Source organism: Lactobacillus sp. PV037, assembly GCF_014522345.1.
Classification (GTDB): domain Bacteria; phylum Bacillota; class Bacilli; order Lactobacillales; family Lactobacillaceae; genus Lactobacillus.
The window spans coordinates 1,520,973-1,538,550 of sequence record NZ_CP041987.1 but is presented as its reverse complement, the minus strand read 5'-3'; the positions used below and the strand labels follow the sequence as shown (position 1 = coordinate 1,538,550).

The following is a 17,578-nucleotide window of genomic DNA, read 5'->3' as shown; positions in this document are numbered from 1 at the left end:
TTTAAATAATGTATAAAAAAATTCTCAAATTATTTCTTATCTTTTTAAATGTTGCAGTGACTTTCACTGCATTACTCCTTTTCAGTCAAAAACTTAATAATCAAAGAATTTTAGAAATTACTGATTTAAGCAGTAACTACACTCAAATCGATTTGCCACAAGATCCTACTTCTCAAAATGAGTACACTAAAGTAATTCACGCACTTCAAAAAACAAGTTCAACTTTAGATATACCGTTTTTAAAAGAAGCAAACAGTCCTTCTAGCAATTTGAATTTCGCTAATTTTTCCTACAACAAGATCCTCACTCCTTCCTTAACCTATGAAGTAAGTAATCTTTCAACTAGTTCTCTTAAACAAAATTTTGGTATTAACTTTAAAAACAAGACTTACTACCAGAATTCTTTGCCTCATTATGGTAATTTAAATATTACTGTTAAACCTCTTACTACTTCTTCAAGTACCTTTGAAGGTCATTATTACATTGAAACGATCGATTCAGGATTAGTTAAGGATTTCAAAAAATTACTTGCAAAAAATATTAATGCAGAATTTCATTCTCATTGGAGCTGGCACAATTTTGATAGTGAAGAGATGTTACCACTAGATGATCGATTTATTGCCGATAATGATTATCTCTATCCCTTATTAGGATTACTAATTTTTCAAATTATTTTCTTTATTATCTTTTGTTTTTCATTCTCCCACACAATTGGTGTATTACGCTTAGAAGGTAAGAATATCTTTACTATTTTCCATCAACTTTTTCTTTATCCTTTTATCATCAGCTATTTACTTTCTATCATCTTTATTATTCTATATCTGACACACTACAGTCTTTTAAATCATCTGCTTATGCTTCTTGGAATAATTTCCCTCTTTTTTGGAGGAGAAATTTTGCTATCTTTGATTATCCTTTTAATTTTTAGTAAATTTTCTTTGCCTACTTTACTAGATGGCTTTACCTATACAAAGAAATTTTTCTTTGGATTAGCTACTCTTAAAGGGGTGGTACTAACTTTATTATTACTGTCAGCAGCACCAGTAGGAGATTTTTTAATTCAATATTATCACTCCTTTATTCCACAACCAACCATCTATCACTCATACGGAACTTTTTATCCCAAGTATGATGGCTATAATGACAATAATGTCGTCTATTTTAAAAAGAACGATAAAATCATAAAGAAATTGTATTCTTTTGCCAACTCTCAGGACGCCCTCTATATTGATAGCAGCGGCGCAGAAGGCCCTAATGCAACTCTCAAATATCCTACTATTGCTATCAATAATAACTATCTCAAAAAGTTTCCTTTAAAGAATTCAGAAAATAAGCCTATTGTTATTTCAGAAAAAGAAAAACATCTAGTACTTTTAGTACCTCAAAAATATAAAACTCAGATTTCTAATATTCAACAAAACGCTAGAACGGCACTTCAAGAAAAACTATCTTTTTCAGTTATTTACATCAAAAATAATCAACCTATTTTTTCTTCTTCAGGAAAAAAATTAACTAACTACAAGTATATTTATACTCTTACTAGTAAAAATTATCATTATTACCCTACTCTCAATATTGGTACTGGTGATGTTAACGATCCCCTAAAAATTCCATTGGTTAATAATTCCCCAGGAAATACTTATCATTTTTATTTCGCATTTCTAAAGAAAAATAACTTGCTGGATAACTATCCTCATTTAGCTGCCACTTCAAACGCTGCTTATGAAGATTTACTTGGAAGTTTTGACGGAATTACTGGCTTATTCAAAGAAAACCTACTAGTATTTACCCTATTTTTGTTAGTTGTCTTTTCAACTATTTATCTCTACTTTACTGTCTACGGCAAAAGCAGCGCTTTAAAACAAACTCTGGGGTATTCAAGAATCTACAGTACTCGTTTTTACTGGATAATCTGGGTAATCCAATTTTTCGTAATTTTAGCTTTACTAAAATTTTATTTTCACAGATTTACGCCACCATATCTCGTAACCTTTGCCCTAGCCGAAATTCTCGAAGCACTCATCGCAATTATTTCCATTACTATTTTTTCAAAATATTCGCTCAGGAGGGCAATCAATGACTAACCCAATTCTTTCTGTCAAAAATCTTTCTAAAAAGTATCGTAAAAAAATCATTTTTCAAAATCTCAATCTTGATATTTTCCCTAATACCATTACAACTATCTATGGCGAAAGTGGGAGTGGCAAATCCACTTTAATTCATATTATGGGCTTATTAGAAAAACCATCTAAAGGTAAGATTTATTTTAAAGAACAACAAGCTCCTCGTCCAAATACTTTTCGGGCTCGTAAAATTTTAAAAAATGAAATTAGTTTTCTTTTTCAAAATTTTGCTTTGATTAATGATAAATCTGTTAATTACAATCTAAACTTAGCATATAATCATAAAATTAATCACCAAGAATTTGAACAAGAAAAAGCAAGACTATTGCAGCAATTTTTACCCCAAGTTTCTTTAAAACAAAAAGTTGCTATCTTATCAGGTGGTGAGCAACAGCGCTTAGCTTTAATCAGAGCATTACTTAAACCAGGTGAGATTATCTTTGGAGATGAACCTACAGGCTCTGTTGATCCTAAGAATCGGGAGAAGATTTTTAAAATTTTTCAGTATGCAAAAGAAAATGGAAAAACTGTTATCTTAGTTTCCCATGATCCTTATATCATTAATAAAAGCGACTACAAGTATCAGCTGCAAGATTTAACTTCTCAGATATGACATCAGACCAACAAGCTTTATTTTTGTTTTTTATTTTTTTATCTAATTGTACTATAATTGGATTAGGTGATTGATACTCTTAATCATCTTTATAACAAATTCAACAAACAAGAAAAGTCCTTTTAGAAAATTCTAAGAGGGCTTTTTTTGTTGACAAATGTAAATTTATATTTTAAGATTACAAATGTAAACGAAAGGAGATAACTTAAATGTATCAAGAAATATCAGATGCTGAATGGGAAATGATGCGTATTGTTTGGACTCTTCAAGAAGCTTATACGAGTGATATTTTAGCGGCTTTAGAAGATAAAAAGTCTTGGTCTCAATCAACTATCAAGACTTTAATTCGCAGACTAATTACTAAAGGACTTCTATCTTCTAAAAAGGATGGCCGTAAATTTATTTATTCTCCTCTTGTCACAGAAAATCAGATGATTAACCAGTCCTCTGAAAAATTACTTGCAAAAATGTGCGATATGCATAAAGGGGGTGCCATCTTGAAGCTTCTTCAAGACTCTCCCATCTCAAAAAGTGATTTAATTAAGATAGAAAAAGAAGTACAAAGCAAATTAAAGACTGCTCCAGATGTAGTAGCTTGCAATTGCATTGATAAAAAGATGTGCTAGGAGGATTATTATGGGCATCACTCAAATTATTACAATTATTATTGCCTTGGTAATAATTGCATTTATTTTATGGTGGTTCTTTGCACCACATAAGCAACAAGCAGAAGCTGCTACTATTGTAGAAGATGAGCAAACCGCTAATATTGTTGTTAACGGTGGCTACAGCCCTGCAACAGTGGTACTCAAGAAAGGGATTCCTGCTCAAATCAACTTTGATTTAAAAGATTCCACTGCTTGTTTATCTCATGTGGTTTTTGAACAACTAGGTGTCAACAAGGACTTAACTAAGCAACCAATTACTACTGTTACCATCCCAACCGACAAAGCTGGTACTTACAACTTCGCTTGTGGAATGGATATGTTTCATGGAAAGGTTATTGTAAAATGAGTATTTTTTCTAAAAATCAAGTTAAAAAAGTTGTTGTTTCAGCTGACAATCATGGCTACAAACCAGATGTCATTGAATTTAAAGAAGGCAAACCTGCTCAGATTAAGTTTATTCCAAAGGGTAATCTTGGCTGTCTAGATGAATTGAATTTTAAAGAATTAGACATTCATGACGATCTTAAAAATAAAAAAGAAGTTACTGTCAACATTCCTACTGATAAACCAGCCACTTATAACTTTGCTTGTGGCATGGATATGTTTCATGGAAAGGTTATTGTAAAATAATGAAACTCTCAAATATTCAACGATTTTGGATTTCTTTTATTCTATCAATTCCAATGTTGATCCAAATGTTTGCGATGCCTTTTGGCTGGATGATGCCTGGTTATAACTGGATTGCTTTAATTACTACTACCGTTATTATGGCAATTTCTGCCCTTCCCTACTGGAAGAGTGCCTGGGCTGCTTTTAAAAAGCACGATGCAAACATGAATACTCTTGTTGCTACGGGAACAGCTGTAGCGTATTTTTACAGTATTTTTGCCATGTTTACTGATCGACCTGTTTACTTTGAAAGTGCTGCCTTTGTAACGGTATTTGTTTTACTAGGGGATGCAATGGAGGAAAAGATGCATAACAATGCCTCCAATGCTTTAGGTAAACTAATGGGTCTCCAAGCAAAAGATGCAGAAGTACTACGTAATGGACAATATACTAAGATTCCATTGGATCAAGTACAAATTGGTGATTTAATTCGCGTTAAGCCTGGAGAAAAAATTCCAGTAGACGGAGTTATTACCGAAGGGAAAACTAACTTAGATGAATCAATGGTAACTGGTGAAAGCATGCCAGTAATGAAGCAGGTTGGTGATACCGTTATTGGTTCAACCATGAATACTAATAGCGTTATAACTTTTAAAGCAACAAAAATTGGTAATGATACCATGTTAGCTCAAATTGTTGACTTAGTTAAAAAAGCTCAAACTAGCCATACTCCTATTCAAAATCTAACTGATAAAATTTCCAATATTTTTGTACCTACTGTGATGATTATTGCAATTGTTACTTTTGTAATTTGGTACGCTATAATTGGTGCCACGGCAGTTGAAGCTATGTTATTCGCAGTTGCTGTAATTGTTATTGCTTGCCCATGTGCTTTAGGTCTTGCTACCCCAACAGCTTTGATGGTAGGAACTGCTCGTAGTGCTAAAATGGGAGTTTTGATCAAAAACGGTGAAGTTTTACAAGAAGTTAGCAAGTTAAATACAGTTGTTTTTGATAAAACTGGTACAATCACTGTTGGTAAACCTGAAGTCACTGATATTATTGGTGACTCAAATCTTGTCTTAGCTGTTGCGGCTAGTTTAGAAGAATCTTCAGAACACCCTTTAGCTACCGCTATTTTAAAGAAGGCCAAAGAAGAAAATATTTCAATTACGCCTAGTCGTGAATTTGAGGCAATTGAAGGAAAAGGAGTTAAAGCCGACTATAATGGCCAAACTGCTTTTGTTGGAAGCAATCGTCTTTTAGCTGATGGGGAAATTTCTGACGATCTAAAACAACAAGCTACTAAGCTTCAAAAAGAAGCTAAGACGGTTGTTTATGTCGGTTTAGATGGCAAAATCATTGGATTAATTGCTATCCAAGATGTTCCTAAAAAAACTTCAAAACAAGCAATCCACGAGCTTAAAGATCGTGGTCTAAAAACTGTGATGCTTACTGGGGACAATGAAGATGTCGCTCAAGCAATTGCAAAAGAAGTAGGAATCGATCAAGTAATAGCTGGCGTTTTACCAAATGAAAAAGCACTTCAGATTAAAAAACTTCAACAACAAGGTAATATAGTGGCATTTGTAGGTGATGGAATTAATGATGCACCTGCCCTTTCCACAGCAGATGTTGGGATTGCAATGGGATCTGGAACAGATATTGCAATTGACTCTGGTGGAATTGTCTTAGTTCAAAACGATCTGCGTGGCGTTGTGCGAGCTTTAGAAATGTCTAAAAAAACCTTTAATCGCATTAAGCTTAATCTCTTTTGGGCTCTTATTTACAATACTATTGGTATTCCTATTGCAGCAGGATTATTTGCTGGATTAGGCTTTAGTTTAAGCCCAGAATTGGCAGGATTAGCAATGGCCTTTTCATCAGTTTCTGTTGTTACAAGCTCATTATTACTAAATAAAGTTAAAATTAGAGCATAGTAAAAGCATCCCTAATTAATGGGATGCTTTTTCTTACCTTAGGTCCATACAATATATTTGTCTTCAACCTACTAGACAAATATATTCTATTATGAGACACTAACTTCGATGAAAGGAACAATTTTATGAAGAAAAAATTATCTTTACTTTTAACTCTTATTCTACTTTGTAGTCTTTTATTTCCTGCAACTACCACCTCAGCAGCTAGTAAACATTCACTTCAACTCTTCTTTAACAGTGGTGCCAAAGTTTATGATAAAAATGGACACTTATTAAAAACTTATAACAATAGGGAACCCCACTTTTCAAAAGGAGCAAAAATTAATTATTATGGAAATGTAGTTTATATTAAAAATAAACCTTATTTTTATATTGGAAATGGTGGCTACATTCTTGCGGTTAATGTTGCTGTTCTAAATAATAAGACCACTCTTAGGTTAAATCACAACAGCTACGTTTATGATAAAAATGGTAAACGAATTATTCACTTTAATAATGACAAACAAAAGACGGTTTTAAGATACGAAATTCCAATTAACGTTCCCGGAAAATTAAAAAAAGCTACTTCTCAAAATCCCTTTTATTATGTAATTAAGAATAATGAAAAATATTATCTTCCTGCGAAAAAAATAAAAGGAAAATATTTCTATGCCATCGGTCATGGTGGCTATGTACGCGCATATAACGTTGCTACCATTGACAATAATTTCAATTATCCTAAGTATCTTTCAGTTCCTTTAGTTAAAAGAGAGGGAATCACAGATTCATTCCCACTTTTTGATAAAAACCAAAAATTAATAAAAAAACGTTACCCTCTTTCTCCTAAAGTAAAAGTTAATTCTATTATTAACGAAGCAGATAGATTCTACTTTAGAATCCAAGGAACAGATACTTTCATTCCTGGTGATTACCTTAAAGGTTCTTATAAGCAAATGGTAACTAACTATGCTTTGAGACTTCCTTTATACGCTGATCTAGTTAGCTTAAAGAACTAATAAAGTGCAGAAAAAATAAAATTATAACAATTAATCTATCCTGCTTTAGCATCCCTAATTAATGGGATGCTTTTTTTACTCTTCCACTTCCAAACACATCTATCTTAATTTTACTTTTTTACCTCTTACTTCTATTACTCCCTCTTTTTCCAACTCTTTCAATTTTCGGCTAAATGTTTCTGGAGACATTCCTAAATAAGCAGCAATATCTTTCTTTTTTAATCTTAAAGAAAACTCTTTTTTACCGCTTTTTATACTTATATCTTTTAAATATTCCCAAATTCGCTTTTTCGCATCTAGAACTGACTTTAATAGCTCATGCCGTTGTGTCTGCACAATTTTTTGACCAAAATTATTCAATAACTTTAAAGCAACCTCAGGATTTTCTTTTAAAAATATCTGAAACTTATTCCTATCAATTCCACATATTTGCGTATCTTCAAGCGCTTCAATGAAAGTATTTGACTTACTATCTCTAAATAGATCCCCTTCTCCTTCTATCTCTCCTTCTTGCAAGATATTCAATACTACTTCATTACCCTCTTCATCTAAATTGAATACTTTGGCACACCCTCTATCAATTACTAATAATCCTCCTGCTTCTCCCATACTCCTTATTAATCTACCCTTTTTATAAAGAATTTGGTGTGTTGAAATAGTACTCAATTTTTCTTTAACTTCTTGAGGCAATGTTTTAAAGATCTCTACCTTAGTTAAACATTTTTCTGGATTATGTTTCATTTTTCTTCTTTCTTGATCTAGATCAATTTTTTTACTTAGTGATTTTATTATACTAAAAACATAAATTAAGAATAAACGGAGGATAATAAAATGACAAAGTATATTGCAGATATTAAACCTTTAAACGAGGATAAAATTGGCTCTGTTTCACATGGAACAGCAGAATTTACCGAAACTGACAACACCCTACACATTCATGTGGAAATGTTTGATACTCCTAAAAATATTGAACACTGGGAACATTTTCATGGCTTTCCAGATGGAAAAGATGCCAGCGTACCTACAAGTGCTGCTGATACAAATCATGATGGTTATATCGATTTACCAGAAACTGAACCATTTTCTGGTACAACAATGGTTCCTTTAGATAATGCACCACATAAAATGAATATTCCCCATGATGGATATCCTGTAGCTGATGAAAATGGTCATTACGAATATGAAGTTGATGTCCCACTTTCAGAACTAAAAGTTTCTTTTAAAAAGGCATTTAATACCGACAATCTTGATTTAGACAAAAGAGTTGTCTATGTTCACGGAGTTCCTGAATCGATGCCACTTCCTGATACTGTTAAAGGGACTGTTATGTCTTATGATCCTCACACTACTCTTCCAATTGCTGCAGGTAAAATTAGAAAGGTAGAAGACTAATCTTTTTGGTGCCAACTTTACTTTTAATGACCAACTGAGGCATGCTTCTAAAAGTAGCAAGTTTTCTTATTGGAATTATTAATAAAAAACTAATTAACACAAAAAAGATAGATTATAACTACAGAAAGTTATAATCTATCTTTTTACTTTAACGTTCAATATCACTATCATTTAAGCGACTGTCTTGCACATGATGAATAGTTTTTTGCAAATCTGTATTTACCTTTTTATCATCATTTTTTTCTAAAAAATCAGCTGCTCTTTCAAAAAGATTCTCTTTCTTTTTATTCATTATCATCACCCTTTCCTTTTTATCTTAGTATAATCTCTTTTTTTAATTACACAAGGAAAAAGCTAGTACTCTGCAGTACTAGCTTTTTGAGATTTTGGTATATATCTATAAGTAGTAGAAATCAATTAGTCTTCGTTAGTGTATTCAGCAGTCCATTGGATTTCTTCAGTAACTTTAGCAGGATCAGTAATACCTTCACCAGCTAAGCCTTGATCAATAGCAGATTGTACAACTGCACGAGCTTCAGTCTTAGTAAATGATTGAAGCATAGAAATTGGAGGAAGTACAGCTGCACCTGGTTTAGAAGTATCAACAATACCACCCAGTGAGTGAGCAGCTGCTGATAAAATTTCATCGTCAACAAGTCTAGTCTTACTTGCTAAAACCCCTAAACCTAAACCTGGGTAAATCAAGGCATTATTAGCTTGACCAATGTGGTAAGTTACACCCTTATATTCAACTGGAGCTGATGGAATACCAGTAGCAACCAAAGCACGGCCTTCAGTCCATTTAATAATGTCTGCAGGGTGAGCTTCAATTAACTTAGTTGGATTTGAAATTGGGAAAATAATTGGACGTTCAGTACCAGCTGCCATAGCTTTTACAACTCCTTCAGTAAAGGCACCTGGATTAGTTGAAGTACCAATCATAACGCTTGGATGAACAGCTTTAACTACTGCTTCTAAGTTAGTTAATTCATCCGCATTTTCAAATTCACTTCTCTTACGTACAAATGGCTTTTGTTCTGGAGTTAAGCCTGGAGTATCTTCAAATAAAAGACCTTGCTTATCTACTAAGTAGAAGTGTTTCTTAGCTTCTTCTTCACTTAAACCTTCCATCCGCATTTCACGGTACATCATGTTGGCAATACCCATCCCTGCGGTACCAGCACCATAAGTTAAAAAGATTTGATCAGTGAACTTTTGTTTAGAAATATTTAAGGCACCTAAAACACCAGCTAAACATACGATACCAGTACCTTGAACATCATCATTAAAGACTGGAATCTTATCTTGGTATTTCTTTAAAATCTTAGTAGCATTATCACGACCAAAGTCTTCAAAGTGTAAGTAAACATCTGGGAAGACTTCACGTGCAGTTTGCACAAACTTATCAACAAAGTCGTAGTACTTATCACCATATACACGCTTGTGACGTACACCCAAATAAAGGGGATCATTTAGTAAAGTTTCATTGTTAGTACCAACATCTAAAGAAACTGGTAATACTTCACTTGGATCGATACCAGCAGCTGCAGTATAAACCATCAATTTACCAATAGCAATATTTACACCATTAGTTCCCCAATCACCAATACCTAAGATACCTTCTGCATCAGTAGCAACGATTAATTTTACATTGCGGCCTGCGGCAGCGTTACGCAAACTTTCTTCAATTGAACCTTCATCATCAATTGATAAGAAAGCAGCTTCTTGAGGTCTTTGGAAAATTTCACTGTATTTTTCAATTGCAGGTGCAATCACAGGATCATAAATAATTGGCATCAATTCTTCGATATGATGTTGCATTACGTAGTAGAATAAAGTACGGTTAGTATCAAATACTTCCATTAAGTATTGACGTTGTTGCAAACCTTCAGGACGAGTCTTGTATTCATCATAAACACGTTTTGCTTGTTCTTCAATAGTTTCAACACGTACTGGTAAAGTACCTACTAAACCTAATTTTTTTCTTTCTTCATCTGTAAATGCTGTACCTTTATTTTTAAAAGGATTATTTAAAATACTCCATGCATTACTCATTGTGTAGGCCTCCTATTCGGCAATTGCCTTTAATCTTATTTCAAGAAAAGTATAACGTCAAAATAATTTTATAGTCAAAAGATAGACTTTACCAAAGGTTTATTTATATGAAGGCAGAAATTACTTAGACCATCCATTAGAAAGGAAATAGATAGTGAATACACAAGATTTACGATATTTTCATACTCTAGTTCAACTCAAAAGTTATACAAAAACAGCTGAGCATTATAATGTGAGTCAGCCAACTATTACTGCTGCGGTTAAACGATTAGAAAAAAAGCTGGGTGGGCAGTTCATTATCCGGGACCAATCTCATAAGAGTATTATCATCACTCACTTAGGGATGCAATTTGATGAGCATGCTCAAGCAATTTTAAATGAAATTTCCGTTGCCAAGGCCGAAATTGCCTCTGAACCAGATAATGATATTCCCTTTGGCTTACCTCCAATTATTGGACGTAATTATCTTCCCAAAATTGCTCCAGCGCTTTTTTCAAGAGGTCTTCTTCCTCGTTTGAATGTCATTGAACATGGCTCTTACGACTTACGTAAAATGCTTTTACAAGGCGACATTAATCTTACTTTACTAGGATTGACTTCCCTAGAAATAGAGCCCGCAATCAAGCTTCATCCGATTTCGCATTATCCAATCGAAATTATTGTTTCCAAAAAACATCCTCTTGCTCAGAAAAAGGGAGTTTACTTTAAAGATATTGCCCAGGAAAACTTTATTGGCATGACCCAAGATTACATCCATACTCAAGCGCTTGATACATTAATGCAACGTAATCACCTTCATTTAAATACTATTTACCGTAGTCCTGACGTTATGGTAATTAAGTCTTTAGTTGCCCAAAACTTAGGTGTTTCATATGTAACAAATTTGTCGATCAATGAAAATGATAATGTTATTCCAATTCCTTTACTTGATAAAGGGCAACCCGAATTTATTTTGGCAGCTGCTACAAGAAAAAATCATATCTTTAGTACTCAAGAAAAAGAATTATGGGAAATTCTAACAAAAGATAATTAAGCATGAAAAAAGAGATTTGTGTTAACCACAAACCTCTTTTAATTAACCAATAATTAACATTAAAACTGGTACAACGATGATGAAGAGCAAAGTACTTAAAACAACAACGTTGGTTGCATAATCAACGTCACCATGAGCTTCACCAGCCAAGATTGGAAGCACAGCAAGTGCTGGCGTTGCAGATTGAACGATGAAAGTCTTACCCATTAAGCTTGCAATATCTAGGTGAAGTACTGAAGGTCCAAACCACTTAACTAATAAAATCATAACTACTGGTGCTAAGATGAAACGTCCAAGTAACGCAAAGATTGTATCTTTGTCAAAGTGAATACTCTTAAGACCAGCATTGGCTAATACAATACCAATATAAATTAATGATAATGGTGTTACCAGATTACCAACATATTCAAAAGTGTTATCAAGGAATTTTGGTAATTGAATACCAGTTAATAGCCAAATAACAGCTACAAAGAAACCAACTAATGGCATTGGTAAAATCTTCTTCCAATTAATCTTGTTATGCTGTTTTTCAGCTTTAACTAGAGTTGGATCATCATTCTTGATCAAGAATACACCAAAGGCCCAAGTGGAAACCGTATTAATGATGTAGTAGATCAAGAAATATGAAGTTGCTGCACTACCAAAAAGTGCCAAGTTCAAAGGCATTCCAATAAAGATAGTGTTGGCGTTAGCGATCGTGTTGATAAATACCCCACGACGGCCAACCTTAACTTTAAGCACCTTAACCAAAATAAAGGCTACAATGTAAGAAATAACTACTCCAATAAATGGTAAGAGCAAGCCCGCAAATAAGTTAAATAGCTTTCCACGAGTTAAGTTATTTTGAACAGACATAAAAATGGAAGCAGGCAAGGCAATTTGTGTAATTAATTTAGAAACATTACCACCAAATGAGTCTGCTAACCATCCTTGTTTGCGAAGAATATATCCTAAAAGCATAATCAAAACAATAACGATTACACTTTGGATAGACGATAGAAATGCTGCCATCTAATCCCCTTTCATATAAATCAAATTTATTATCCCCATAAAAATAATTATATGGTTAATCTATTAACAATCATTTATACCATATTTTTAAAGAAATTCCTATATTTTTTGAAATTCACTAACCATCTAGTTCTACTCCCTGCAGCTTTTTCATAGCTGTATAAACATTTCCCCGCTGACTAGCATCTACTTCCAATACTAAAATATCCCCAGGCAGAATTTTTGTTTTCCCATCAGGAATAATCATTTCATTATCACGTTGAATAGTTTTGACTAAAGTATTCTTGGGCCAAGAAATTTCTCTAATGGTCTTATCTACTAATTGACTATTTTCATAAACTGGCAGGACCAATTGGTCTGCTTCACCACTCAATTGGTGATCTGCTTGTGGTTTTTCCATAGCGGCAGCTAATTGACCATAGATTGGACGTCCACCTAATAATTGATCAACTAACAAGGCCACAAAAGCCACAACTGCTAAGGGCATCAAATGTAAGAGCGAACCCACCATTTCTGTTATTAAGACAATAGCAGTAAATGGTGCTCTGATAATTGCTGCAAAATAACCAGCCATTGAAAAAATAATCAAATTAATTACTAATTTCTCAGGTAATAGTCCAAGTTGCACCATCAACAAACCGTAGCATCCCCCAATTAGGGCTCCCATGGTTAAAATTGGCAAAAAAATACCACTTGGTAGTCCCGAATCATACGAAACAATTGAGAAAGCAATTCTAATTATATAGTATGCTCCCAACATTCCCACCAAGCTCCAGCTACTTGCAGTAATCATCTTGGGAAGTGAGAGAATTAAATGATTACCTGGTCCTGTAATCAAAGGCAAATAATACATGATAGGAATTAAGATAGCTAACGGAATTAACCCATACAACCAAGAAGGTAGAATATGAATTTTCGCATAAATCTTTTTTAAACCAAAAAGTCCTTTTTTATATAAATGACCTAATAACCCTAAAATTATCCCCAAGATAAGCAAATGCCAATACAAGTAAGTAGGAAACATGTGATTATAAGGTAAAGCTAATGATGGTTTTTGCCCAAAAATATTAGACACAACAAAGTCAGAAGCAATTGCTCCAATTAGGGCATTCATCCACACACTTGGAGAAAAATTGTGGAAAACTTCTTCTAAAACAAACAGAGCACCACTCAATGGAGCACCAAATGCAGCTGATAAGCCGCTAGCTGCCCCTGCTGCTAGCAAAATCCTAGTGTTAGATTTATTTTGTTTAAAAGCTCCTGCCACTCCTTGCCCAATGGACGATCCTAACTGTAAAGAAGGCCCTTCTGGTCCAAGAAATAACCCCGTACCAATTACTAGAATACCTCCAATTAATTTTCTCCATAAAATTGACCACCACGGCAAGTGGAGCTTACCTTGCATCTGCAATTTAACTTCTGGGATTCCTGAGCCTCCCACATGAGGATATTGCTTAACAAAAAAGCCTGAAATTAATCCTACTAAGAATAAGCCCAAAATTATTGCTACAAACCACCAAAGATTTTGATGAGCTTTTTGAAATAGACCTAACCAAAATTGTGATGTTAATTCAATTCCAAATCTAAAAAGGCCAACTATTGCCCCGGCAATAACTCCTACTATTAGAGCTTGGAATAAAATCTTTAACTTACTTTTTTCCTCTTTTTCCACCTTGATCTTCTTTCCTAATATCCAAATTACTTTTTTATTATAACCTACTTACCACACAAAAAAAGAAGACACTTTCTGTCTTCTTCTTGTTTTTACTTTTCTTCATACCATTCCGTATGGAAGACTCCCTCACGATCGTTACGCAAGTAAGTATGGGCTCCAAAATAATCACGTTGTCCTTGAAGTAAGTTTTGAGGAAGATTTGGATTAAAGATAGATTCCAAATAGTTCAAGGCCGCACTTAAAGTTGGAGTTGGAATGCCAGCATCAGTTGCCAACTTAAGTACTTCACGCAAAGCATCAATATCTTCTTTTTTTACTTTATCAAAAAATGGAGCTTTAAAAAGATTTTGTAACTCTGGGTTTGCACGATAAGCAGACTTAATGTCTTGAAGCATTGCTGATCTAATGATACATCCTGCTTCCCAGTTTTGGGCAATAGTATCGTAATGAAGCTTCCAATTATAAGCCTTGGCAGCTGCTGTCATTTGCTCAAATCCTTGGCCATATGAAACTGCCATTGCTAGATAAAGGGCTTTAGCAAGTTTATCTACTAAATCACTTGGAACTTTCCCGGGTAATTTTTCAGGTTCAGGATCATCTCTAAAAGTAGCTTTTGACATAAACCGAGCCATGACTGCTTCAGCAATTACTGTAATTGGAACACCTAACTTAATTGCATCTTCAAGCATCCAATTTCCAGTTCCTTTATAAGAAGCCTCATTTAAAATATGATCAATTACATAATCAGAAGTTAAAGTATCTTTTTGCTTTAATACTTTTGAGGTAATTTCTACTAAATAGCTTTGCAATGCGCCTTGATCCCATTTAGCAAAAATATCACTCATTTCTTCATTTGAATAACCGCCAACATTTCGCATTATGTCATAGATTTCACAAATAATTTGCATAATTCCATATTCAATTCCATTGTGAACCATCTTGACATAGTGGCCACTACCTTCCGGCCCAATGTAGCCTACACAAGCTTGTCCAGTAGGTGTTTTAGCGGCAATTGCTTCTAATATTGGTGCTACTTCTTTATAAGCTTCTTCATCACCACCTGGCATCAAAGCAGGACCATTTAGGGCACCTTCTTCCCCACCAGAAACTCCCATTCCGATGAAATGAATTCCCTTTTCTTTGAGAGCTTTTACACGGCGGTTTGTATCATGAAAATTAGAATTACCACCATCAATGATGATATCTCCCTTATCAAGTAATTTCTCTAACTTTGCTAAGGTTTGATCAACAGGTTCACCTGCACGAATCATCACTAAAATTTTACGTGGGCGTTCTAAAGAGTTAACAAATTCTTCCCAAGTATATGTTGGCTTTAATTTATCATCTTCATATTTTGCAAGTGCATCTACTTCAGGCTTATCAATACTAAATCCTGAGACAGAATATCCATGATTTTTAACATTCAAGGCTAAGTTCTTTCCCATAACAGAAAGTCCAACCACACCAAATTGTTGCATTTTTTTGCCTCCCGTTCTAAATTCTTCTTTTATTTTATCATGCTTGTACTAGTTATTACCCGGAAATAAATTATTTTTCCGCAGGTAATTTTGCAATTCTTCCTTGTTGAATATAAGCACTTAAAATCGCTAAATCCGCAGGGTTTACTCCTGAAATTCTTTCTGCTTGTGCCAAAGTTTCTGGACGAATTTTTTCAAATTTTTGACGTGCTTCAGTTGCTAAACTATCAATTGCAGAATAATCGATTCGATCAGGTATCTTCTTGGATTCTAGACGATGAAGACGTTCTACTAACTTCTTTTCTTTCTTGATATAACCTTCATACTTCAAGGCAATCTCAACTTGTTCTTTTACATAACGATCATCAGCTAAAGGATGACCAACGATTTTTTCAATTCCTTCAAAAGTAACTCTTGGACGCTTCAAGAAATCTGCCGCACTTACTCCATTATTTAATGGATCTTGATTGATACTTGCTAAATACTCTTGCACCTCTGGTGTTGGGTGAATCATAACTTCTTGCATAGTCTTCATCGCTTGAGCAATTGCCTGCTTTTTATCAAGGAAATCTTGGTACCGTTCTTCATCAATTAAGCCTAATTCATGTCCCTTTTCAGTTAATCGCAAGTCTGCATTATCATGACGAAGCAATAAGCGATACTCTGCACGACTAGTCAATAAACGATAAGGCTCATTAGTACCCTTTGTTACCAAGTCATCAATTAAAACTCCAATATAAGCTTCATCACGTTGCAAAGTGAAACCAGGTTTACCTTCTGCATTTAAAGCCGCATTAATCCCAGCAATTAAGCCTTGTCCTGCTGCTTCTTCATAGCCAGATGTTCCATTCATTTGACCAGCAGTAAAAAGTCCTTTAATATTTTTCGTTTCAAGTGTGTGTTTTAATTGCCATGGTTCAATGACATCATATTCAATTGCATAACCTGGACGCATTAATTCAGCTTTTTCTAATCCGACTACGGAATGCAACATCTTCAATTGAACTTCCTCAGGCATTGAGGTAGAAAAGTCCCCAACATAAACTTCCTTGGTATCACGACCTTCAGGCTCTAAGAAAATTTGATGACGATCTTTATCAGCAAAGCGAACAACCTTATCCTCAATTGAAGGACAATATCTTGGCCCTACACCCTTAATTACCCCCGAAAACATTGGAGCACGATCAAGGTTTTGACGAATAATATCATGGGTTCCTTCATTGGTATAAGTCATATAACATGATAACTGCTCTTCAACTGGAATATAGTCTTCATCTTTACTTGTATAAGAAAAATGACGTGGTTCCTCATCCCCTGGTTCTTCTTGAGTCCGAGAATAATCAATAGTATTACCATCTACTCGTGGAGGAGTACCTGTTTTAAAGCGACGCATCTTAAAGCCAAGCTTCTCCAAATTTTCTGGTAATTTAATTGATGGAAGTGAATTATTTGGACCTGAGGAATACTTTAATTCCCCAATAATAATTTGTCCACGAGCCGCTGTTCCAGTAGTTAAAACTACACTTTTGGCATGGTAACGAGCTCCTGTATTAGTGATAATTCCTTTGCAGACACCATCTTCCACTACCAATTCATCAGCAACTCCTTGACGCAAAGTAACCAATGGATTGGTTTCCAATACATCTTTCATTGTTGCATGATATTGCCATTTGTCTGCTTGAGCGCGAAGAGCACGCACGGCAGGCCCTTTTCCAGTATTTAGCATTCTCATTTGGATATAAGTGGCATCAATGTTTTTACCCATTTGGCCACCTAGTGCATCAATTTCGCGAACAACTGTTCCTTTTGCTGGTCCTCCTACAGATGGATTACATGGCATAAAAGCTACCATATCTAAATTAATAGTTAAAAGTAAAGTTTTTTGACCCATATTTGCTGCGGCTAATGCTGCCTCACAACCAGCATGTCCTGCTCCAACAACTATTACATCAAATTCTTTTGAATCATATGTCTTCATTTTTTCAC

16 protein-coding genes are annotated in these 17,578 nt (G+C 34.4%); 9 read left to right on the top strand and 7 right to left on the bottom strand.

The window, feature by feature from the left end:
* Nucleotides 1-8 precede the first annotated feature (8 nt).
* The 7 genes from FP435_RS08160 to FP435_RS08130 all read left to right on the top strand — a co-directional run bounded on the left by FP435_RS08160 (nucleotide 9) and on the right by FP435_RS08130 (nucleotide 6,948).
* Entirely contained in the window at nucleotides 9-2,084 is a 2,076-nt protein-coding gene (locus tag FP435_RS08160) for a hypothetical protein (protein WP_265483784.1), read from the top strand.
* Nucleotides 2,077-2,736: an ATP-binding cassette domain-containing protein gene (locus tag FP435_RS08155; RefSeq protein WP_265483783.1), complete on the top strand. Its 660-nt coding sequence runs from the start codon at nucleotides 2,077-2,079 to the stop codon at nucleotides 2,734-2,736. The genes FP435_RS08160 and FP435_RS08155 overlap by 8 nt, the downstream gene beginning before the upstream one ends.
* A gap of 209 nt (nucleotides 2,737-2,945) precedes the next feature.
* Nucleotides 2,946-3,362, top strand: a complete 417-nt coding sequence (locus FP435_RS08150) for a CopY/TcrY family copper transport repressor (protein ID WP_265483782.1) — start codon at nucleotides 2,946-2,948, stop codon at nucleotides 3,360-3,362.
* Nucleotides 3,363-3,372: 10 nt separating this feature from the next.
* The gene (locus tag FP435_RS08145) at nucleotides 3,373-3,750 is read left to right on the top strand and encodes a cupredoxin domain-containing protein (protein ID WP_265483781.1); all 378 of its coding nucleotides are present in this window, start codon (nucleotides 3,373-3,375) and stop codon (nucleotides 3,748-3,750) included.
* Nucleotides 3,747-4,034 (top strand): cupredoxin domain-containing protein, encoded by a 288-nt coding sequence (locus FP435_RS08140; protein WP_265483780.1) that lies wholly within the window; start codon nucleotides 3,747-3,749, stop codon nucleotides 4,032-4,034. The genes FP435_RS08145 and FP435_RS08140 overlap by 4 nt, the downstream gene beginning before the upstream one ends.
* Complete coding sequence (locus FP435_RS08135) at nucleotides 4,034-5,953, top strand: copper-translocating P-type ATPase (protein WP_265483779.1); 1,920 nt, start codon at nucleotides 4,034-4,036, stop codon at nucleotides 5,951-5,953. Before FP435_RS08140 ends, FP435_RS08135 begins: the two co-directional genes overlap by 1 nt.
* Before the next feature lie 125 nt (nucleotides 5,954-6,078).
* Nucleotides 6,079-6,948 carry an SLAP domain-containing protein gene (locus FP435_RS08130; protein WP_265483778.1) on the top strand — a complete coding sequence of 290 codons (870 nt, stop codon included), beginning with the start codon at nucleotides 6,079-6,081 and terminating at the stop codon, nucleotides 6,946-6,948.
* A 99-nt stretch (nucleotides 6,949-7,047) separates the two neighbouring features.
* On the opposite strand, the gene FP435_RS08125 is transcribed toward FP435_RS08130, so the two are convergent.
* Nucleotides 7,048-7,689 carry a Crp/Fnr family transcriptional regulator gene (locus tag FP435_RS08125; protein ID WP_265483777.1) on the bottom strand — a complete coding sequence of 214 codons (642 nt, stop codon included), beginning with the start codon at nucleotides 7,687-7,689 and terminating at the stop codon, nucleotides 7,048-7,050.
* 90 nt (nucleotides 7,690-7,779) lie between these two features.
* On the opposite strand from FP435_RS08125, the gene FP435_RS08120 reads away from it, so the two are divergent.
* Nucleotides 7,780-8,340: a hypothetical protein gene (locus FP435_RS08120; RefSeq protein WP_265483776.1), complete on the top strand. Its 561-nt coding sequence runs from the start codon at nucleotides 7,780-7,782 to the stop codon at nucleotides 8,338-8,340.
* 148 nt (nucleotides 8,341-8,488) lie between these two features.
* On the opposite strand, the gene FP435_RS08115 is transcribed toward FP435_RS08120, so the two are convergent.
* Both FP435_RS08115 and FP435_RS08110 read right to left on the bottom strand, forming a co-directional pair.
* Nucleotides 8,489-8,632 carry a hypothetical protein gene (locus FP435_RS08115; protein WP_265483775.1) on the bottom strand — a complete coding sequence of 48 codons (144 nt, stop codon included), beginning with the start codon at nucleotides 8,630-8,632 and terminating at the stop codon, nucleotides 8,489-8,491.
* Nucleotides 8,633-8,757: 125 nt separating this feature from the next.
* Nucleotides 8,758-10,395, bottom strand: coding sequence for a malolactic enzyme (locus FP435_RS08110; protein WP_265483774.1), 1,638 nt, complete (start codon nucleotides 10,393-10,395; stop codon nucleotides 8,758-8,760).
* A 154-nt stretch (nucleotides 10,396-10,549) separates the two neighbouring features.
* On the opposite strand from FP435_RS08110, the gene FP435_RS08105 reads away from it, so the two are divergent.
* Nucleotides 10,550-11,428 (top strand): LysR family transcriptional regulator, encoded by an 879-nt coding sequence (locus tag FP435_RS08105; RefSeq protein ID WP_265483773.1) that lies wholly within the window; start codon nucleotides 10,550-10,552, stop codon nucleotides 11,426-11,428.
* A 42-nt stretch (nucleotides 11,429-11,470) separates the two neighbouring features.
* Here the strand turns inward: FP435_RS08105 and FP435_RS08100 are convergent, their stop codons facing one another.
* The 4 genes from FP435_RS08100 to mnmG all read right to left on the bottom strand — a co-directional run bounded on the left by FP435_RS08100 (nucleotide 11,471) and on the right by mnmG (nucleotide 17,570).
* Complete coding sequence (locus tag FP435_RS08100; protein WP_265483772.1) at nucleotides 11,471-12,439, bottom strand: AEC family transporter; 969 nt, start codon at nucleotides 12,437-12,439, stop codon at nucleotides 11,471-11,473.
* A gap of 118 nt (nucleotides 12,440-12,557) precedes the next feature.
* Nucleotides 12,558-14,111, bottom strand: coding sequence for a ClC family H(+)/Cl(-) exchange transporter (locus FP435_RS08095; protein ID WP_265483771.1), 1,554 nt, complete (start codon nucleotides 14,109-14,111; stop codon nucleotides 12,558-12,560).
* A 92-nt stretch (nucleotides 14,112-14,203) separates the two neighbouring features.
* On the bottom strand, nucleotides 14,204-15,592 hold the full coding sequence (gene gndA, locus FP435_RS08090) for an NADP-dependent phosphogluconate dehydrogenase (RefSeq protein ID WP_265483770.1): 1,389 nt from the start codon (nucleotides 15,590-15,592) through the stop codon (nucleotides 14,204-14,206).
* Nucleotides 15,593-15,662: 70 nt separating this feature from the next.
* Entirely contained in the window at nucleotides 15,663-17,570 is a 1,908-nt protein-coding gene (mnmG, locus tag FP435_RS08085; RefSeq protein WP_265483769.1) for a tRNA uridine-5-carboxymethylaminomethyl(34) synthesis enzyme MnmG, read from the bottom strand.
* Nucleotides 17,571-17,578: the final 8 nt, after the last annotated feature.